This window comes from Streptomyces sp. NPDC051243 (assembly GCF_044455405.1).
Classification (GTDB): Bacteria; Actinomycetota; Actinomycetes; order Streptomycetales; family Streptomycetaceae; genus Streptomyces.
The window spans coordinates 129762-146464 of record NZ_JBITES010000004.1; the positions used below are offsets into that span (position 1 = coordinate 129762).

Here is a 16703-nt window from a genome sequence, read left to right on the forward strand (position 1 = left end):
CTTCTTACTTCTTGGACGGGGACTTGGGGCGCTGCGGACCGCCCTTGCGCTGCCCGGACTGGGCCTTGCTGCGGCCGCCGCTACCAGGCTTGGGTGCGGCCTTCTTGGCAGCGTCGGGCTTGGCGTCCTGGGGCTCGTCGGACTTCTGCAGCGACGTCGGTTCGCCGGCCGCCTTCGGACCGCCGGACTGACGCTGGGCCTTGGTCTGCCGCTTCGGCTGCTGACGCTTGGCGGCGCCGGTGGTCGGCGTACCGTCCTCGGTCACCGTGGCGACAGCGCCCTCGCTCTTCACCACGCTGCCGTCGGACTGCGCCGCGAGGCCCGCCTTGCTCAGGCCGTTGATGAACTTGCGCTCGTAGTCGTTGCGGTCACGGCCCTTGGCGACGATCGCCTTGATGATGGCACGCTCGCTGCGCCTGCGGGCCTTGCCGTGGTGCGTGACGTGCTTGGTGAGACGCTCCAGGTAAGCGGCCTGGGCCTTGGAACCCGGAGTGGGGTTGTTGTGGATGACGTACATCTGCTGGCCCATGGTCCACACGTTGGTGGTCAGCCAGTAGACGAGGACACCGACCGGGAAGTTGATACCGAAGACGGCGAACATGATCGGGAAGATGTACATCAGCATCTTCTGCTGCTGCATGAACGGCGTCTTCACCGTGGTGTCGACGTTCTTCGTCATCAGCTGGCGCTGCGTGTAGAACTGCGACGCAGACATCAGGATGATCATGACCGCGGTGACGATGCGGACGTCGGTGATCGAGGAGCCGAGCTCCTCGACCTTGGACGCGCTGTCGGTGAACTTCGCGGCGAGCGGGGCACCGAAGATATGGGCCTGCTGCGCGCTCTCCAGCAGCCGGTCGTTGATCACGCCGACCTTTTCGTTCTGCGCGATGCTGTTGAGCACGTGGTACAGGGCGAAGAAGAACGGCGACTGCGCCAAGATGGGAAGGCACGAGGAAAGCGGGTTGGTGCCCGTCTCCTTGTACAGCTTCATCATCTCTTCGGACTGGCGCTGCTTGTCGTTCTTGTAGCGCTCCTGGATCTTCTTCATCTCGGGCTGCAGCGTCTGCATGGCCCGGGTCGCCTTGATCTGCTTCACGAAGAGCGGGATCAGGCAGATACGGATCAGGATCACCAGGGACACGATGGACAGGCCCCAGGCCCACCCGGTGTCAGGGCCGAAGAGGGCGCCGTACACCTTGTGGAACTGGACGATGACCCAGGAGACAGGTGTCGTGATGAAGCTGAAGAGGCTGGCAATCGTGTCCACTAATCATGCTCCTTGGGCATGGGGCGAGGTCTCTGCGGCCGGGCTCGAAGGAACATTCTCCTCGGTGGCCGTTTCGGCGGCGGAGGGTCCGCCCTTCCGTGCACGCCACGCGTTGCGCAGCAACTCGTGCCACCGCGGGCGCTTGCGCGGCGGGACATGGTCCACACCACCCAGCGACCACGGGTTGCACCGCAGGATGCGCCAGGCGGTGAGCGCCGTGCCCTTGATCGCACCATGCCGGTCGATGGCCGTGTACCCGTAGTGGGAACACGACGGGTAGTACTTGCACACCGGCCCGAGCAGCGGACTGATCGTCCACTGGTACAGCTTGATCAGAGCCAGCAGTGGGTACTTCATCGCGCGCCCCCTCCCAGCAGCCGCTGCAGAGCGGCATCCAGGTCTTGGGCCAGCTGTGCATGGTCGGCGTCGCCCGCACCGGGCAGCGCTCGTACGACTACCAGGCTACCGGGGGGCAGCCGGTCGACTCGGTCGCGCATCAGATGGCGAAGCCTGCGCTTCACCTTGTTCCGCACGACCGCGCCGCCCACTGCCTTGCTCACGACGAAACCCGCACGCGTCGGGGGAGCGCTCTCCCCAGGCGCGTGCGGGTCCGTGGCACCGCTACGAAGGTGGACGACGAGGTGCTGGCGTCCTGCCCGGCGTCCTCGTCGTACCGCGGTCGCGAAGTCCTCGCGCCGCCTCAGCCGGTTCTCGGTGGGCAGCACGACGTCATGACCTGACCGGGATCAGGCGGACAGACGGGCGCGACCCTTGCTACGGCGGGACGCGAGAATCGCGCGGCCGGCACGGGTGCGCATACGCAGCCGGAAGCCGTGGGTCTTCGCGCGACGACGGTTGTTCGGCTGGAAGGTGCGCTTGCTCACTCGGGGGCTCCAGAAATAAATCGGTGTTTGGCGGGTGCCGTCCTGGCTGTCACCGTGCGCCCACGAGTAGCTCGCAGTTACGCCCGAGTGCACCGCTTCCCGATCACCTGACGCGATCTGTGCCCATCGGAGGCAGGCGGCAGCAGCCATCGACAACTCGACCTGGTTACGGTACGCGCGGCTGCGCCATCCGGTCAAACCAGAGGCCACGGGGAGACACTATCCACAGGCTGGGGACAACAACTTGAACCGCACCCGCCGCCCTGACTACCGTGACTGAACTCCGATTCGTTCCCTTGTCCCCTTGATTCTGGCTCCACCCTTTTGAATCCCGACCCGTCCCACAATCACACGTTCGTGGGACCCGTGAGAGAGCGTGCCCTGTGGCTGACGTACCTGCCGATCTTGCCGCAGTGTGGCCACGAGTACTCGAGCAACTTCTCGGTGAGGGCCGCGGGCAGGGTGTCGAGGCGAAGGACGAGCACTGGATCCGGCGCTGCCAGCCCCTCGCGCTGGTGGCCGACACCGCCCTGCTCGCCGTACCGAACGAGTTCGCGAAGGGCGTACTGGAGGGCCGTCTGGCCCCGATCGTGAGCGAGACCCTGAGCCGCGAGTGCGGCCGCCCGATCCGCATCGCGATCACCGTCGACGACTCCGCCGGCGAACCCCCTGCCCCGCCGGTCCCGCCGGCCCCGCACCAGCCACGCTACGAGGAGCCCGAGCTCCCCTCCTACGACGGCTACGGCCACGGCCGCCACCGCGCCGACGACCGCCTGCGCGACGCCCCCGCCGACCCTCTGCCCACCGCACGCCCGGCCTACCCGGGCGAGTACCAGCGCCCCGAGCCCACCCCCGGCAGCTGGCCGCGCCCGACGCAGGACGAGTACAACTGGCAGCAGCAGCGGCTCGGCTTCCCGGAGCGGGACCCGTACGCATCGCCGTCGCAGGAGTCGTATGCACAGGACTCCTACAGCCAGGACTCCTACGCGCAGGACTCCTACGGCGCGCCCTCCCAGGACTACCGCCCACAGCCGATGGAGCGGTCGTCCTACGACGGACACCGCCCGGACTACGAGCCGCAGCGGCCCGACTACGACCAGCCTCGCGTCGAGTACGACCAGGGCGCCCGCCGCGATCTGCCCGAGCCGCCCGCCGGCTCCGGCCATGTGCACCGCGGCGGCCCCGTCGGCGCCAGCCTGCCCACCACCGGGGCCCCCGGCCCGCTGGCCGCACAGCCCGCGCCGGCGCCCGGGCCTGGTGAGCCCACCGCGCGCCTGAACCCCAAGTACCTCTTCGACACGTTCGTCATCGGCGCCTCCAACCGCTTCGCGCACGCGGCCGCGGTCGCCGTCGCCGAGGCACCGGCGAAGGCGTACAACCCCCTCTTCATCTACGGGGAGTCCGGGCTCGGCAAGACCCACCTGCTGCACGCGATCGGGCACTACGCGCGCAGCCTCTACCCGGGCACACGCGTGCGCTATGTGAGCTCCGAGGAGTTCACCAACGAGTTCATCAACTCCATCCGCGACGGCAAGGGCGACAGCTTCCGCAAGCGCTACCGCGAGATGGACATCCTGCTCGTCGACGACATCCAGTTCCTCGCGGACAAGGAATCGACGCAGGAGGAGTTCTTCCACACCTTCAACACGCTCCACAACGCCAACAAGCAGATCGTGCTGTCCAGCGACCGGCCGCCCAAGCAACTGGTCACGCTGGAGGACCGGCTGCGGAACCGTTTCGAGTGGGGCCTGATCACCGACGTCCAGCCGCCGGAGCTGGAGACGCGTATCGCGATCCTCCGCAAGAAGGCGGTCCAGGAGCAGCTCAACGCCCCGCCGGAGGTGCTGGAGTTCATCGCCTCCCGCATCTCCCGCAACATCCGTGAGCTGGAGGGCGCGCTGATCCGGGTGACGGCGTTCGCCTCGCTCAACCGGCAGCCGGTGGACCTCGGCCTGACGGAGATCGTTCTGAAGGACCTGATCCCCGGCGGCGACGACGCGACGCCGGAGATCACCTCGACGGCCATCATGAGCGCCACGGCCGACTACTTCGGCCTCACCGTCGAGGACCTGTGCGGCAGCTCCCGTGGCCGCCAGCTGGTCACCGCCCGCCAGATCGCCATGTACCTCTGCCGCGAGCTGACGGACCTGTCGCTGCCGAAGATCGGCGCGCTGTTCGGCGGCCGCGACCACACGACGGTGATGCATGCCGACCGCAAGATCCGCAACCTGATGGCTGAGCGACGCTCCATCTACAACCAGGTCACCGAGCTGACCAACCGCATCAAGAACGGCTGACGGAGGCCGACGACGGCCGCAGAACCCCGTTGTACGACGCCGAGGGCGTCCCTGGAGGAGATCTCCGGGGGCGCCCTTCGTCATGTCACGGCCGTCGGCTGTTCGAATACCTGCCGCGTTACGGCCGCTCTCCACAGATTCGGCCAGTTTTTCCCTTCCACACCCTGGGGACTGGGAAGTTGTCCAGACTGTGTCCACAGGGGTGCCTGTTGAAAGACCATCACACCAGGTCACCGGGGTGTGGATTCGTGGACGAACGATCTCCACAGACTGTGGACAGAGCGGCGATCCACAGGTTGTGCATCAAGTTGTCCACGGGCAACCCACAGGCTGAGGCCGGTTGTCCCCAGTGATCCCCAGCTTCTCCACACCGCTGTCCACTGTTCGGCAACGCGACGCGCCTCCTCACCGAGTCGAGTGAAAGCCGTCACACAAAGATGCCGGGTTGGGCTGTGGGAAAGGTGGGTAAAGCTGGGGACGGCACTGGGGAGAAGTCGCCCGAGGCTGTGCACGGCGTGTGCAGAACTTTCCGTTCTCCACAGAGACGCCCGGTTGTCCACCGCCGCCGCCCACAGGGCCCGTGGACAAAATTTCCCCGCTGACCTGCGAAAACAGAGTTATCCACGGTTTCCACAGGCCCTACTACTACTCCCAACTAGAGAGAGCTGGGAATCCGTTTCGAAGAGGGCCCTGTGCACAACTCGCTGTCCGGCTCCCTGCTGCCCCTCGTCACGACTTGACCCCGAGAGGCACCTACTGTCAGTGGGGTGCGTCAGACTGGTCCCCGGCGTCCTTCCCCTCCCAGGGGCCTACGACACCGAGAACAGACGACGAAGCCAGGCAGGCCGAGAAGCGCCGGCAACAGCAGGAGGCGGCAACAGTGAAGATCCGGGTGGAACGCGACGTACTCGCGGAGGCAGTGGCCTGGGCGGCGCGCAGCCTCCCGGCCCGTCCGCCGGCGCCTGTCCTCGCCGGCCTCCTGCTCAAGGCGGACGACGGTCAGCTGAGCCTGTCGAGCTTCGACTACGAGGTCTCCGCGCGCGTGAGCGTCGAGGCGGAGGTCGAGGAAGAGGGCACGGTCCTCGTCTCCGGCCGTCTCCTCGCGGACATCTCGCGCGCGCTCCCCAACCGGCCGGTGGAGATTTCCACAGACGGTGTACGGGCGACCGTGGTCTGCGGCTCCTCGCGGTTCACACTCCACACACTGCCTGTGGAGGAGTACCCGGCGCTCCCGCAGATGCCGAACGCGACCGGCACGGTCCCCGGCGAGGTCTTCGCCGCGGCTGCCGCCCAGGTCGCCATCGCCGCGGGCCGTGACGACACGCTGCCGGTGCTCACCGGTGTGCGCATCGAGATCGAGGGCGACCGGGTCACCCTGGCTTCCACCGACCGCTACCGTTTCGCGGTCCGCGAGTTCCTGTGGAAGCCGGAGAACCCGGAGGCCTCCGCGGTCGCCCTGGTCCCCGCCAAGACGCTCCTCGACACCGCCAAGGCGCTGACCAGCGGTGACAGCGTCACCCTGGCGCTGTCCGGCTCGGGCGCGGGCGAGGGCCTGATCGGTTTCGAGGGCGCAGGGCGGCGTACGACGACCCGTCTGCTGGAGGGCGACCTCCCGAAGTACCGCACGCTGTTCCCGACGGAGTTCAACAGCGTCGCCGTGATCGAGACCGCCCCCTTCGTGGAGGCCGTCAAGCGTGTGGCCCTGGTCGCCGAACGCAACACCCCGGTGCGCCTCAGCTTCGAGCAGGGCGTGCTGATCCTTGAGGCCGGCTCCAGCGACGACGCACAGGCTGTGGAAAGGGTTGACGCGCAGCTCGAGGGCGACGACATCTCGATCGCCTTCAACCCGACGTTCCTGCTGGACGGCCTGAGCGCCATCGACTCCCCGGCGGCCCAGCTGTCGTTCACGACGTCCACGAAGCCGGCACTGCTGAGCGGCAAGCCCGCGGTGGACGCGGAGGCGGACGAGGCCTACAAGTACCTGATCATGCCGGTGCGGCTGAGCGGCTGAGCGACCGGAGTTGTCCACAGGCCGTGGAGAAGTTGGCCCGGCCTGTGGGGAAACCCGCAGGTGGGGTGTGCGAATGAGCGCGTATGCCCACAGCTGTGCGTGAGCGTCCGGGTTTAGGCTCGTATGCGGGTACGAAGGTGCCCCACACGCCACAGCAACCTAAGGAACACAACTGATGGAGCTCGGTCTCGTCGGCCTCGGCAAGATGGGCGGCAACATGCGCGAGCGGATCCGCCGCGCGGGCCACACCGTCGTCGGATACGACCGCAACCCCGACCTCGCGGATGTCCACAGCCTGGAAGAGCTTGTGGGCAAGCTCTCGGGCCCGCGCGTCGTCTGGGTCATGGTCCCGGCGGGTGCGCCGACCCAGTCGACCATCGACGAGCTGGCCGAGCTGCTGGAGCCCGGTGACATCGTCGTGGACGGCGGCAACTCGCGCTGGACGGACGACGAGAGGCACGCCGAGGAGCTGGCTGCCAAGGGCATCGGCTTTGTCGACTGCGGTGTCTCCGGCGGCGTCTGGGGCCTGGAGAACGGCTACGCGCTGATGTACGGCGGGGACGCGGAGAACGTCGCCAAGGTGCAGCCGGTCTTCGACGCCCTCAAGCCGAAGGGCGATTTCGGTGCCGTGCACGCCGGCAAGGTGGGCGCGGGGCACTTCGCGAAGATGGTCCACAACGGCATCGAGTACGCGATGATGCAGGCCTATGCCGAGGGCTGGGAGCTGCTGGAGAAGGTCGACTCGGTGACCGACGTCCGTGAGGTGTTCCGCTCCTGGCAGGAGGGCACCGTCATCCGCTCCTGGCTGCTGGACCTGGCGGTGAACGCCCTCGACGAGGACGAGCACCTGGACAAGCTGAAGGGTTTTGCACAGGACTCCGGTGAGGGACGCTGGACTGTGGAAGCCGCCATAGACAACGCGGTGCCGCTGCCGGCGATCACCGCCTCGCTGTTCGCGCGGTTCGCGTCCCGCCAGGACGACTCTCCGCAGATGAAGATGATCGCGGCGCTGCGGAACCAGTTCGGCGGCCACGCGGTCGAGACGAAGTGACCGTCGGGGAAGACGCGGCGGTCGGGAACGAACAGAAGTAATCCACACCCTGGGGATGGCACCCTGGCACCCTCGGGAGTGACCCGGTTGTCCACAACTGGGGATCGTTTAAGGACACGTTGGGGGAGGTCGGCGAACGACCATGCACGTCACGCACCTGTCGCTGGCCGACTTCCGCTCGTACGCCCGGGTCGAGGTTCCGCTGGACCCGGGCGTCACCGCCTTCGTGGGCCCCAACGGCCAGGGCAAGACGAACCTCGTCGAGGCCGTCGGCTATCTCGCCACCCTCGGCAGCCATCGCGTCGCCTCCGACGCCCCCCTGGTCCGCATGGGCGCCGACCGCGCGATCATCCGAGCGCAGGTGCGGCAGGGCGACCGGCAGCAGCTGGTCGAGCTCGAGCTGAACCCCGGCAAGGCCAACCGGGCCCGCATCAACAGGTCCTCGCAGGTCAGACCCCGTGACGTCCTCGGCATCGTGCGAACCGTCCTGTTCGCGCCGGAGGACCTCGCTCTGGTGAAGGGCGACCCCGGAGAGCGGCGCCGCTTCCTCGACGAACTGATCACCGCCCGCTCTCCGCGCATGGCGGGCGTGCGCTCCGACTACGAGCGGGTGCTCAAGCAGCGCAACACTCTCCTGAAGTCGGCCGCGCTCGCGAGAAGGCACGGCGGCCGCTCCATGGACCTGTCCACGCTCGACGTCTGGGATCAGCATCTCGCGCGCGCGGGCGCCGAGTTGCTCGCCCAGCGCCTCGACCTGATCGCGACGATCCAGCCGTTGGCCGACAAGGCGTACGAGCAACTGGCGCCCGGCGGCGGCCCCGTGGCCCTCGACTACAAGCCGTCGGCTCCCGGCGAGGCGCACACGCGCGAGGACCTCTTCGAGCAGCTGATGGCGGCGCTCGCCGAGGCGCGTAAGCAGGAGATCGAGCGGGGCGTCACGCTCGTAGGCCCTCATCGGGACGATCTGCTTCTCAAACTCGGTCAGCTGCCCGCCAAGGGATACGCCTCCCACGGCGAGTCCTGGTCCTACGCGCTGGCGCTGCGGCTGGCGTCGTACGACCTGCTCAGGGCGGAGGGCAACGAACCCGTGCTGGTCCTCGACGACGTCTTCGCCGAGCTCGACGCCCGTCGTCGCGAGCGCCTGGCCGAGCTCGTCGCACCCGGCGAGCAGGTCCTGGTGACGGCCGCGGTCGACGACGACGTACCGCATGTGCTGACCGGGGCACGGTTCTCGGTGTCCGAGGGGACGGTGGAGCGCGTATGAGCGACAACCCGTCGCAGAACCCGCCCGAGAACGCACCCAAGAAGGCTCCCGAACCCTCCGGCGTCGACCTCGCGCGCGTGGCGCTGCGTGCGGCCAAGGAGCAGGCACGCGCGCGTGGGGACGTGGCACGGCAGAAGAAGCAGGCGCGGCGCGGGGGCCTGCGCTCCGGCGCGCGGGCCGACGGCCGCGACCCCATGGCGCTCGGCGCCGCCATCAACCGTCTGATCACCGAGCGGGGTTGGGAGACCCCGGCCGCGGTGGGCGGTGTGATGGGCCGCTGGCCGCAGATCGTGGGCGACGACGTCGCCAAACACTGTGTGCCGGAGAAGTACGACGAGGACGAGCGGATCCTGGTCGTGCGCTGTGACTCGACGGCCTGGGCGACGAACCTGCGGCTGCTCGCCCCGACGCTCGTAGCGCGGCTCAACGAGGACCTGGGCCATGGCGCGGTACGGCAGATCAAGGTGAACGGCCCCGGCGGCCCGGCCCGCCGATACGGCCCGCTGCGCGCCCCCGGCAGCACGGGGCCCGGCGACACCTACGGGTGACCGGCCCGGGCGGCGACCTGAGACCGCCTCTCCGCAGCGGAGCCGTGCCCTCCGGATGGGCGTAACAGGAGCCTCTTGGGCCTCCTCTGCCACAGGTGACCGACATCACATCAGTAGCCGCGGACGGTCCCGGCGTACCGCCGGCGACCTCCCCGTCGTACAACCGCACGCGGTTGCGAATCACGACCTGACTCCGAAGTAGCCAAGGGTTGACGGCTCGAAGCGCTGAGTGGCGCTGTGAGCCTCTTGGAGCCCCCATCCGCATATCGGGAGTCGGCCGAGCCGGGTTCAGGGCGGCACATGCGGACTCAGGTACCGGCAAACCCCCATCACTGTCGGCGCTACCGGTAGACTGGAGGCCAATCCCGCCCCACTCGTGGGGACCGTCCGGGAAAAGCTGAGCAACGCTGATCAAGGCTTACCAACGCAACATGCCGCAGCCGCTCCGGCAACCCTCCCCCGGGAGGGGGGACCCCCAGAGCCTGGCTCGTGCTGTGCCAGAAAGGGCGCTTCGTGGCCGATTCCGGCAACCCCAACGAGAACATCCCGTCCACCGACGCCGGCGCCAACGGCGCGGTGACCTCGTCGAACGGCGAGGTCACCGCCTCGTACGACGCCAGCGCCATCACCGTCCTCGAGGGTCTGGACGCGGTCCGCAAGCGACCCGGTATGTACATCGGCTCGACCGGTGAGCGGGGCTTGCACCACCTCGTGTACGAGGTCGTCGACAACTCCGTCGACGAGGCGCTGGCCGGGCACGCGGACACGATCGACGTCACGATCCTCGCCGACGGCGGCGTTCGGGTCGTCGACAACGGCCGTGGCATCCCGGTGGGCATCGTCCCGTCCGAGGGCAAGCCCGCCGTCGAGGTCGTGCTGACCGTGCTGCACGCGGGCGGCAAGTTCGGCGGTGGCGGCTACGCCGTCTCCGGTGGTCTGCACGGCGTCGGTGTGTCCGTCGTGAACGCGCTGTCGTCGAAGGTCGCCGTCGAGGTCAAGACCGACGGTCACCGCTGGACGCAGGACTACAAGATGGGCGTCCCGACGGCGTCGCTCGCCAAGCACGAGGCCACGGACGAGACCGGGACATCGGTCACCTTCTGGGCCGACGGCGACATCTTCGAGACCACGGAGTACTCCTTCGAGACGCTCTCGCGGCGCTTCCAGGAGATGGCGTTCCTCAACAAGGGTTTGACGATCAAACTCACGGACGAGCGCGAGTCGGCGAAGGCCACCTCCGGTGCGGACGAGGCCGGTGCCGACGAGAAGGCCGAGGTCAAGCACGTCACGTACTACTACGAGGGCGGCATCGTCGACTTCGTGAAGTACCTGAACTCCCGCAAGGGAGACCTGGTGCACCCCACCGTGATCGACCTGGAGGCCGAGGACAAGGACAAGAGCCTGTCCCTCGAGGTCGCGATGCAGTGGAACAGCGGCTACAGCGAGGGTGTGTACTCCTTCGCGAACATCATCCACACCCACGAGGGCGGTACGCACGAGGAGGGCTTCCGTGCGGCGCTGACCTCGTTGATCAACAAGTACGCGCGCGACAAGAAGCTGCTGCGTGAGAAGGACGACAACCTCACGGGTGACGACATCCGCGAGGGTCTGACGGCGATCATCTCGGTGAAGCTGAGCGAGCCGCAGTTCGAGGGCCAGACGAAGACCAAGCTGGGCAACACGGAGGCGAAGACCTTCGTGCAGAAGGCCGTCTACGAGCACCTCAACGACTGGCTGGACCGCAACCCGGTCGAGGCCGCGGACATCGTCCGCAAGGGCATCCAGGCGGCCACCGCGCGCGTGGCGGCCCGCAAGGCCCGTGACCTGACGCGTCGCAAGGGCCTGCTGGAGACCGCGTCCCTGCCGGGCAAGCTCTCCGACTGCCAGTCGAACGACCCCACCAAGTGCGAGATCTTCATCGTCGAGGGTGACTCCGCCGGCGGCTCGGCCAAGTCCGGCCGCAACCCGCAGTACCAGGCGATCCTCCCGATCCGAGGCAAGATCCTCAACGTCGAGAAGGCGCGGATCGACAAGATCCTGCAGAACCAGGAGATCCAGGCGCTGATCTCCGCCTTCGGCACCGGCGTGCACGAGGACTTCGACATCGAGAAGCTCCGCTACCACAAGATCATCCTGATGGCGGACGCCGACGTCGACGGCCAGCACATCAACACCCTGCTGCTGACCTTCCTGTTCCGCTTCATGCGGCCGCTGGTCGAGGCCGGGCACGTGTTCCTGTCGCGTCCCCCGCTCTACAAGATCAAGTGGGGCCGGGACGAGGTCGAGTACGCCTACTCCGACCGCGAGCGCGACGCACTGCTGGAGATGGGCCGCCAGCGCGGCAAGCGCGTCAAGGAGGACTCGATCCAGCGCTTCAAGGGCCTCGGTGAGATGAACGCCGAGGAGCTGCGCGTGACGACCATGGACCAGGAGCACCGCGTCCTCGGCCAGGTCACCCTCGACGACGCGGCCCAGGCCGACGACCTGTTCTCGGTCCTCATGGGCGAGGACGTCGAGGCCCGCCGCGCGTTCATCCAGCGCAACGCCAAGGACGTCCGCTTCCTCGACATCTGAGTCGGTCTCAGCTGACCGCACCAGGAAGGACCTTCACCAGCAATGACCGACGAGAACACTCCCGTCACGCCTGACGAGGGACAGACCCTGCGCGTCGAGCCCGTCGGGCTCGAGACGGAGATGCAGCGCTCGTACCTCGACTACGCGATGTCCGTCATCGTCTCGCGTGCGCTGCCGGACGTCCGGGACGGCCTCAAGCCCGTCCACCGCCGCGTCCTGTACGCCATGTACGACGGCGGCTACCGCCCCGAGCGCGGCTTCTACAAGTGCGCGCGCGTGGTCGGCGACGTCATGGGCAACTACCACCCCCACGGCGACAGTTCGATCTACGACGCACTGGTGCGCCTCGCCCAGCCGTGGTCGATGCGCATGCCGCTCGTCGACTCGAACGGCAACTTCGGCTCTCCGGGCAACGACCCGGCGGCGGCCATGCGCTACACCGAGTGCAAGATGGCGCCGCTGTCGATGGAGATGGTCCGCGACATCGACGAGGAGACCGTCGACTTCACGGACAACTACGACGGCCGCTCCCAGGAGCCGACCGTCCTGCCCTCCCGCTTCCCGAACCTGCTGATCAACGGCTCGGCCGGTATCGCGGTCGGCATGGCGACCAACATCCCGCCGCACAACCTGCGCGAGGTGGCGGCCGGCGCCCAGTGGTACCTGGAGAACCCGGAGGCCTCCCACGAGGAGCTCCTCGACGCGCTCATCGAGCGCATCAAGGGCCCCGACTTCCCGACCGGCGCCCTCGTGGTCGGCCGTAAGGGCATCGAGGAGGCGTACCGCACCGGCCGCGGCTCCATCACCATGCGCGCGGTCGTCGAGGTCGAGGAGATCCAGAACCGCCAGTGCCTGGTGGTCACGGAGCTGCCCTACCAGGTCAACCCCGACAACCTCGCCCAGAAGATCGCCGACCTGGTGAAGGACGGCAAGATCGGCGGCATCGCGGACGTCCGCGACGAGACGTCGTCGCGCACCGGCCAGCGCCTCGTCATCGTGCTGAAGCGCGACGCGGTCGCCAAGGTCGTCCTGAACAACCTCTACAAGCACACGGACCTGCAGACGAACTTCGGCGCCAACATGCTGGCGCTGGTGGACGGCGTACCGAGGACCCTCTCCCTGGACGCATTCATCCGCCACTGGGTGACGCACCAGATCGAGGTCATCGTCCGCCGTACGCGCTTCCGGCTGCGCAAGGCGGAGGAGCGCGCGCACATCCTGCGCGGCCTGCTGAAGGCCCTGGACGCGATCGACGAGGTCATCGCGCTGATCCGGGGCAGTGAGACCGTCGATGTCGCGCGCACAGGCCTGATGGACCTCCTGGAGATCGACGAGATCCAGGCCAACGCCATCCTCGAGATGCAGCTGCGCCGGCTCGCCGCCCTGGAGCGCCAGAAGATCGTCCAGGAGCACGACGAACTCCAGGCGAAGATCAACGAGTACAACGAGATCCTCGCCTCCCCGGTCCGCCAGCGCGGCATCGTGAGCGCGGAACTCGCCGCGATCGTCGAGAAGTACGGCGACGACCGCAAGACCATGCTGGTGCCCTACGACGGCGACATGTCCATCGAGGACCTCATCGCCGAAGAGGACATCGTGGTCACCGTCACACGCGGCGGCTACGTCAAGCGCACCAAGACGGTCGACTACCGGGCGCAGAAGCGCGGCGGCAAGGGCGTACGCGGTACGAAGCTGAAGGAAGACGACATCGTCGACCACTTCTTCGTCTCCACGACCCACCACTGGCTGCTGTTCTTCACCAACAAGGGCCGGGTCTACCGGGCGAAGGCGTACGAGCTTCCGGACGCCGGCCGTGACGCGCGTGGACAGCACGTCGCCAACCTGCTGGCCTTCCAGCCGGACGAGGCGATCGCCGAGATCCTCGCGATCCGCGACTACGAGGCGGCGCCGTATCTGGTGCTCGCCACGAAGGCCGGACTTGTGAAGAAGACGCCGCTGAAGGATTACGATTCGCCCCGCTCCGGCGGTGTGATCGCGATCAACTTGCGTGAGCGCGAGGACGGTTCGGATGACGAACTGATCGGCGCCGAACTCGTCTCGCCCGACGACGATCTGCTTCTGATCAGCAAGAAGGCGCAGTCGATCAGGTTCACGGCCACGGACGAGTCGCTGCGTCCCATGGGCCGCGCCACCTCCGGTGTCAAGGGCATGAGCTTCCGCGAGGGAGACGAGCTGCTCTCGATGAATGTTGTTCGAACCGGTACGTTCGTGTTCACTGCCACCGACGGCGGGTACGCGAAGCGGACCGCCGTCGACGAGTACCGCGTCCAGGGTCGCGGTGGCCTCGGTATCAAGGCCGCCAAGATCGTGGAGGACCGCGGTTCTCTCGTCGGAGCGCTGGTGGTCGAGGAGACCGATGAGATCCTCGCCATCACGCTGGGCGGCGGTGTGATTCGTACGCGAGTCAACGAGGTCAGGGAGACGGGCCGTGACACCATGGGCGTCCAACTGATCAACCTGGGCAAGCGCGATGCCGTGGTCGGCATCGCCCGTAACGCCGAGGCGGGGCGCGAGGCGGAGGAGGTCGACGGCGACGTGGCCGTCGACGAGACCGCCGAGGGTGCCGCCGAGACCATCGGCACGGACGAGGGCGAGGCGCCCTCGGCCGAGTAGCACGAGGAGAGAGTCATCGTGAGCGGAGCCACGGGCGCCGGATCGTCCGGTACCTCGACCGGTTCTTCGGCCGGTAAGGAGACGGACGGCGGCGGCCGTGGCTCCGCCGCGCGTGCGGCCGACACGCACACCACGCAGCTGAAGGCGATCAAGGCGCCCGCGAAGAACGCGCCCTCGCCCGACGCGTCTGGATCCCAGGGGGGACCCGTGACGGACACCCGCGGTCCGCAGACCCAGCAGTACGCGTCCGGCGCGGCTCCGGGCGCCCAGCCGCAGCCCGCGCCCACAGGGGCGCAGCAGGCGGCCCAGACGGCGTCGGCATCGCCGCTGCCCGGGGAACGGCAGCCCCAGCAGGCCGCCGGGCCCTACCACCCGCCGCAGGCCTACCAGGCGGCCGCTCCGGCCGGCTCGGTCCGCCGGCCGCGCACGGGTGCGAGCACGACGCCGCGCACCCGCAAGGCGCGCCTGCGCGTGGCCAAGGCCGACCCGTGGTCGGTGATGAAGGTCAGCTTCCTGCTCTCCATCGCGCTGGGCATCTGCACGATCGTCGCCGCCGCGGTGCTGTGGATGGTCATGGACGCGATGGGCGTCTTCTCGACGGTCGGCGGCACGATCTCCGAGGCGACCGGCTCCAACGAGTCGAACGGCTTCGACCTGCAGTCCTTCCTGTCGCTGCCGCACGTCCTGATGTTCACGTCGATCATCGCGGTCATCGACGTCGTCCTCGCGACGGCGCTGGCGACGCTCGGCGCCTTCATCTACAACCTCTCCGCCGGCTTCGTGGGCGGCGTCGAGCTGACGCTCGCGGAGGACGAGTGAGGCCGACCGAGACCGGATGACGGTTGCCGTCGGGAGGCGGTTTCAAACCTCCCCCGACGGTCCTCCGACAACCGATTTTGGGACTGCCCATGTCGTGCGCTAATCTTCAGGAGTCAGCGCGCGGGACACACACCGCAAAGCGCGGCGGGGCTATAGCTCAGTTGGTTAGAGCGCATCCCTGATAAGGATGAGGCCACAGGTTCAAATCCTGTTAGCCCCACCAGCCGGAACCCCCAACCGATTACGGTTGGGGGTTTTTGCGTTCGCGGTCGAAGCCGTTGATCGAAGCCGTCGATTGAAGTTGTTGATCGGAGCCGTCGATTGAAGTTGTTGATCGGAGCCGTCGGTGGGAGCCCTCGGTGGGAGCCGTCTATGGGAGCTCCGTTGTCAGTGCCGGGTGAGAGCCTGGCGGCATGATCGTCGAACGGGCATACGCGCATGTCGCCGAGGGCGAGCTGGGGGAAGGCGGCCAGTGGCCGTGGTCGGTGCCGTGCGTGCGGCAGCTGCTGGAGGATGGCCTGAGGTTCACCGCGCCGGTCACGTTCCTGGTGGGGGAGAACGGTTCGGGCAAGTCGACGCTGGTCGAGGCGCTGGCGGAGGGGTTCGGGCTGGATTCCTGGGGCGGATCCGCGGGCTACAAGTACGCGAGCCGGCGCGAGCCGTCGGCGCTGGGCGGGCGGATACGCTTCGAGGCGACCGTGGCCGGCCGCCGTATGCTCCAAGGGCCTCGTACGCGCCGCAGAGGTTTCTTCCTGCGGGCGGAGACCGCGCTGGACGCGCTGGGCCGGGAGCAGCAGACGGGAAGGCTGACCGGGGCCGTGGACGAGATGAGCCACGGGGAGGGCTTTCTGATGGCCTTCCGTGAGCGGTTCCGAGAGCGGGGGCTGTACGTCCTGGACGAGCCCGAGGCCGCGCTGTCCTTCGCTTCCTGTCTTCAACTCGTCGGGCTGCTGCATGAACTGGGGCGTTCCGGCGCGCAGATCATCTGCGCCACGCACTCACCGGTGCTGACGGCGCTGCCCGGCGCCGAGATCATCGAGGTGGGCGACCATGGAATGCGTGCCGCCGACTGGCGGGATCTGGAGCTCGTCGACCACTGGCGGCGTTACCTCAACGACCCGCATGCCTATCTCCGGCACATCGTGGAAGGGGGATGAGGTTCGCCGTAGGGGCCGTCGTCATGAGAGTTACGGCATCAGGGGCGCTGCTTAGTGGTTCTGCTCACGGGTACTGCTCAGCGGTGCTGCATCAAAGGTGCTTGCTGCTCAGCGGTGGGACATGAGGGTGCTGACGACGGTACGGAATCAGAGGTCTTCGCTGCTTTGCGGTTGGCGGTGCGGCACGAACGTGC

Annotated in this window: 13 protein-coding genes and 1 tRNA gene; 10 read left to right on the plus strand and 4 right to left on the minus strand. The window is 67.8% G+C overall.

Going from position 1 to position 16703, the window contains the following annotated elements:
• Positions 1 to 4: 4 nt before the first annotated feature.
• From yidC to rpmH, 4 genes are read right to left on the minus strand one after another with little or no spacing between them, the layout of a single operon-like run.
• Entirely contained in the window at positions 5 to 1270 is a 1266-nt protein-coding gene (yidC, locus tag ACIBAG_RS11155; protein WP_399103540.1) for a membrane protein insertase YidC, read from the minus strand.
• Positions 1271 to 1273: 3 nt separating this feature from the next.
• Positions 1274 to 1627 (minus strand): membrane protein insertion efficiency factor YidD, encoded by a 354-nt coding sequence (gene yidD, locus ACIBAG_RS11160; protein WP_148000333.1) that lies wholly within the window; start codon positions 1625 to 1627, stop codon positions 1274 to 1276.
• The gene (rnpA, locus tag ACIBAG_RS11165) at positions 1624 to 1995 is read right to left on the minus strand and encodes a ribonuclease P protein component (protein ID WP_078662570.1); all 372 of its coding nucleotides are present in this window, start codon (positions 1993 to 1995) and stop codon (positions 1624 to 1626) included. Before rnpA ends, yidD begins: the two co-directional genes overlap by 4 nt.
• A 21-nt stretch (positions 1996 to 2016) precedes the next feature.
• Positions 2017 to 2154, minus strand: a complete 138-nt coding sequence (gene rpmH / locus ACIBAG_RS11170; RefSeq protein WP_003956500.1) for a 50S ribosomal protein L34 — start codon at positions 2152 to 2154, stop codon at positions 2017 to 2019.
• A gap of 383 nt (positions 2155 to 2537) precedes the next feature.
• Between rpmH and dnaA the strand changes: the two genes are divergently transcribed.
• The 10 genes from dnaA (at position 2538) to ACIBAG_RS11220 (ending at position 16509) form a co-directional block, all read left to right on the plus strand.
• On the plus strand, positions 2538 to 4451 hold the full coding sequence (dnaA, locus tag ACIBAG_RS11175; RefSeq protein WP_399103543.1) for a chromosomal replication initiator protein DnaA: 1914 nt from the start codon (positions 2538 to 2540) through the stop codon (positions 4449 to 4451).
• An 880-nt stretch (positions 4452 to 5331) separates the two neighbouring features.
• The gene (gene dnaN / locus ACIBAG_RS11180; RefSeq protein ID WP_031484630.1) at positions 5332 to 6462 is read left to right on the plus strand and encodes a DNA polymerase III subunit beta; all 1131 of its coding nucleotides are present in this window, start codon (positions 5332 to 5334) and stop codon (positions 6460 to 6462) included.
• A 175-nt stretch (positions 6463 to 6637) separates the two neighbouring features.
• Positions 6638 to 7513, plus strand: coding sequence for a phosphogluconate dehydrogenase (NAD(+)-dependent, decarboxylating) (gnd, locus tag ACIBAG_RS11185; protein ID WP_399103546.1), 876 nt, complete (start codon positions 6638 to 6640; stop codon positions 7511 to 7513).
• Between the two features lie 142 nt (positions 7514 to 7655).
• Positions 7656 to 8777, plus strand: coding sequence for a DNA replication/repair protein RecF (gene recF, locus ACIBAG_RS11190; protein ID WP_399103549.1), 1122 nt, complete (start codon positions 7656 to 7658; stop codon positions 8775 to 8777).
• Entirely contained in the window at positions 8774 to 9325 is a 552-nt protein-coding gene (locus ACIBAG_RS11195; protein WP_399103551.1) for a DUF721 domain-containing protein, read from the plus strand. Before recF ends, ACIBAG_RS11195 begins: the two co-directional genes overlap by 4 nt.
• Positions 9326 to 9838: 513 nt before the next feature.
• Positions 9839 to 11899 (plus strand): DNA topoisomerase (ATP-hydrolyzing) subunit B, encoded by a 2061-nt coding sequence (gyrB, locus tag ACIBAG_RS11200; protein WP_399103553.1) that lies wholly within the window; start codon positions 9839 to 9841, stop codon positions 11897 to 11899.
• Positions 11900 to 11941: 42 nt separating this feature from the next.
• A complete protein-coding gene (gene gyrA / locus ACIBAG_RS11205; RefSeq protein WP_399103555.1) occupies positions 11942 to 14533 on the plus strand; it encodes a DNA gyrase subunit A in 2592 nt (863 codons plus the stop codon).
• An 18-nt stretch (positions 14534 to 14551) separates the two neighbouring features.
• Complete coding sequence (locus ACIBAG_RS11210) at positions 14552 to 15352, plus strand: DUF3566 domain-containing protein (protein WP_399103557.1); 801 nt, start codon at positions 14552 to 14554, stop codon at positions 15350 to 15352.
• A 146-nt stretch (positions 15353 to 15498) separates the two neighbouring features.
• Positions 15499 to 15575: transfer RNA gene (locus ACIBAG_RS11215), tRNA-Ile, on the plus strand.
• A 190-nt stretch (positions 15576 to 15765) separates the two neighbouring features.
• Complete coding sequence (locus ACIBAG_RS11220; RefSeq protein ID WP_399103559.1) at positions 15766 to 16509, plus strand: AAA family ATPase; 744 nt, start codon at positions 15766 to 15768, stop codon at positions 16507 to 16509.
• Positions 16510 to 16703 lie beyond the last annotated feature (194 nt).

Bases quoted from the DNA above. Each gene is read 5' to 3' on its own strand.
- yidD (WP_148000333.1), bottom strand. From the start codon at position 1,627: ATGAAGTACCCACTGCTGGCTCTGATCAAGCTGTACCAGTGGACGATC.
- gnd (WP_399103546.1), top strand. From the start codon at position 6,638: ATGGAGCTCGGTCTCGTCGGCCTCGGCAAGATGGGCGGCAACATGCGC.
- recF (WP_399103549.1), top strand. From the start codon at position 7,656: ATGCACGTCACGCACCTGTCGCTGGCCGACTTCCGCTCGTACGCCCGG.
- ACIBAG_RS11195 (WP_399103551.1), top strand. From the start codon at position 8,774: ATGAGCGACAACCCGTCGCAGAACCCGCCCGAGAACGCACCCAAGAAG.
- gyrA (WP_399103555.1), top strand. From the start codon at position 11,942: ATGACCGACGAGAACACTCCCGTCACGCCTGACGAGGGACAGACCCTG.
- ACIBAG_RS11220 (WP_399103559.1), top strand. From the start codon at position 15,766: ATGATCGTCGAACGGGCATACGCGCATGTCGCCGAGGGCGAGCTGGGG.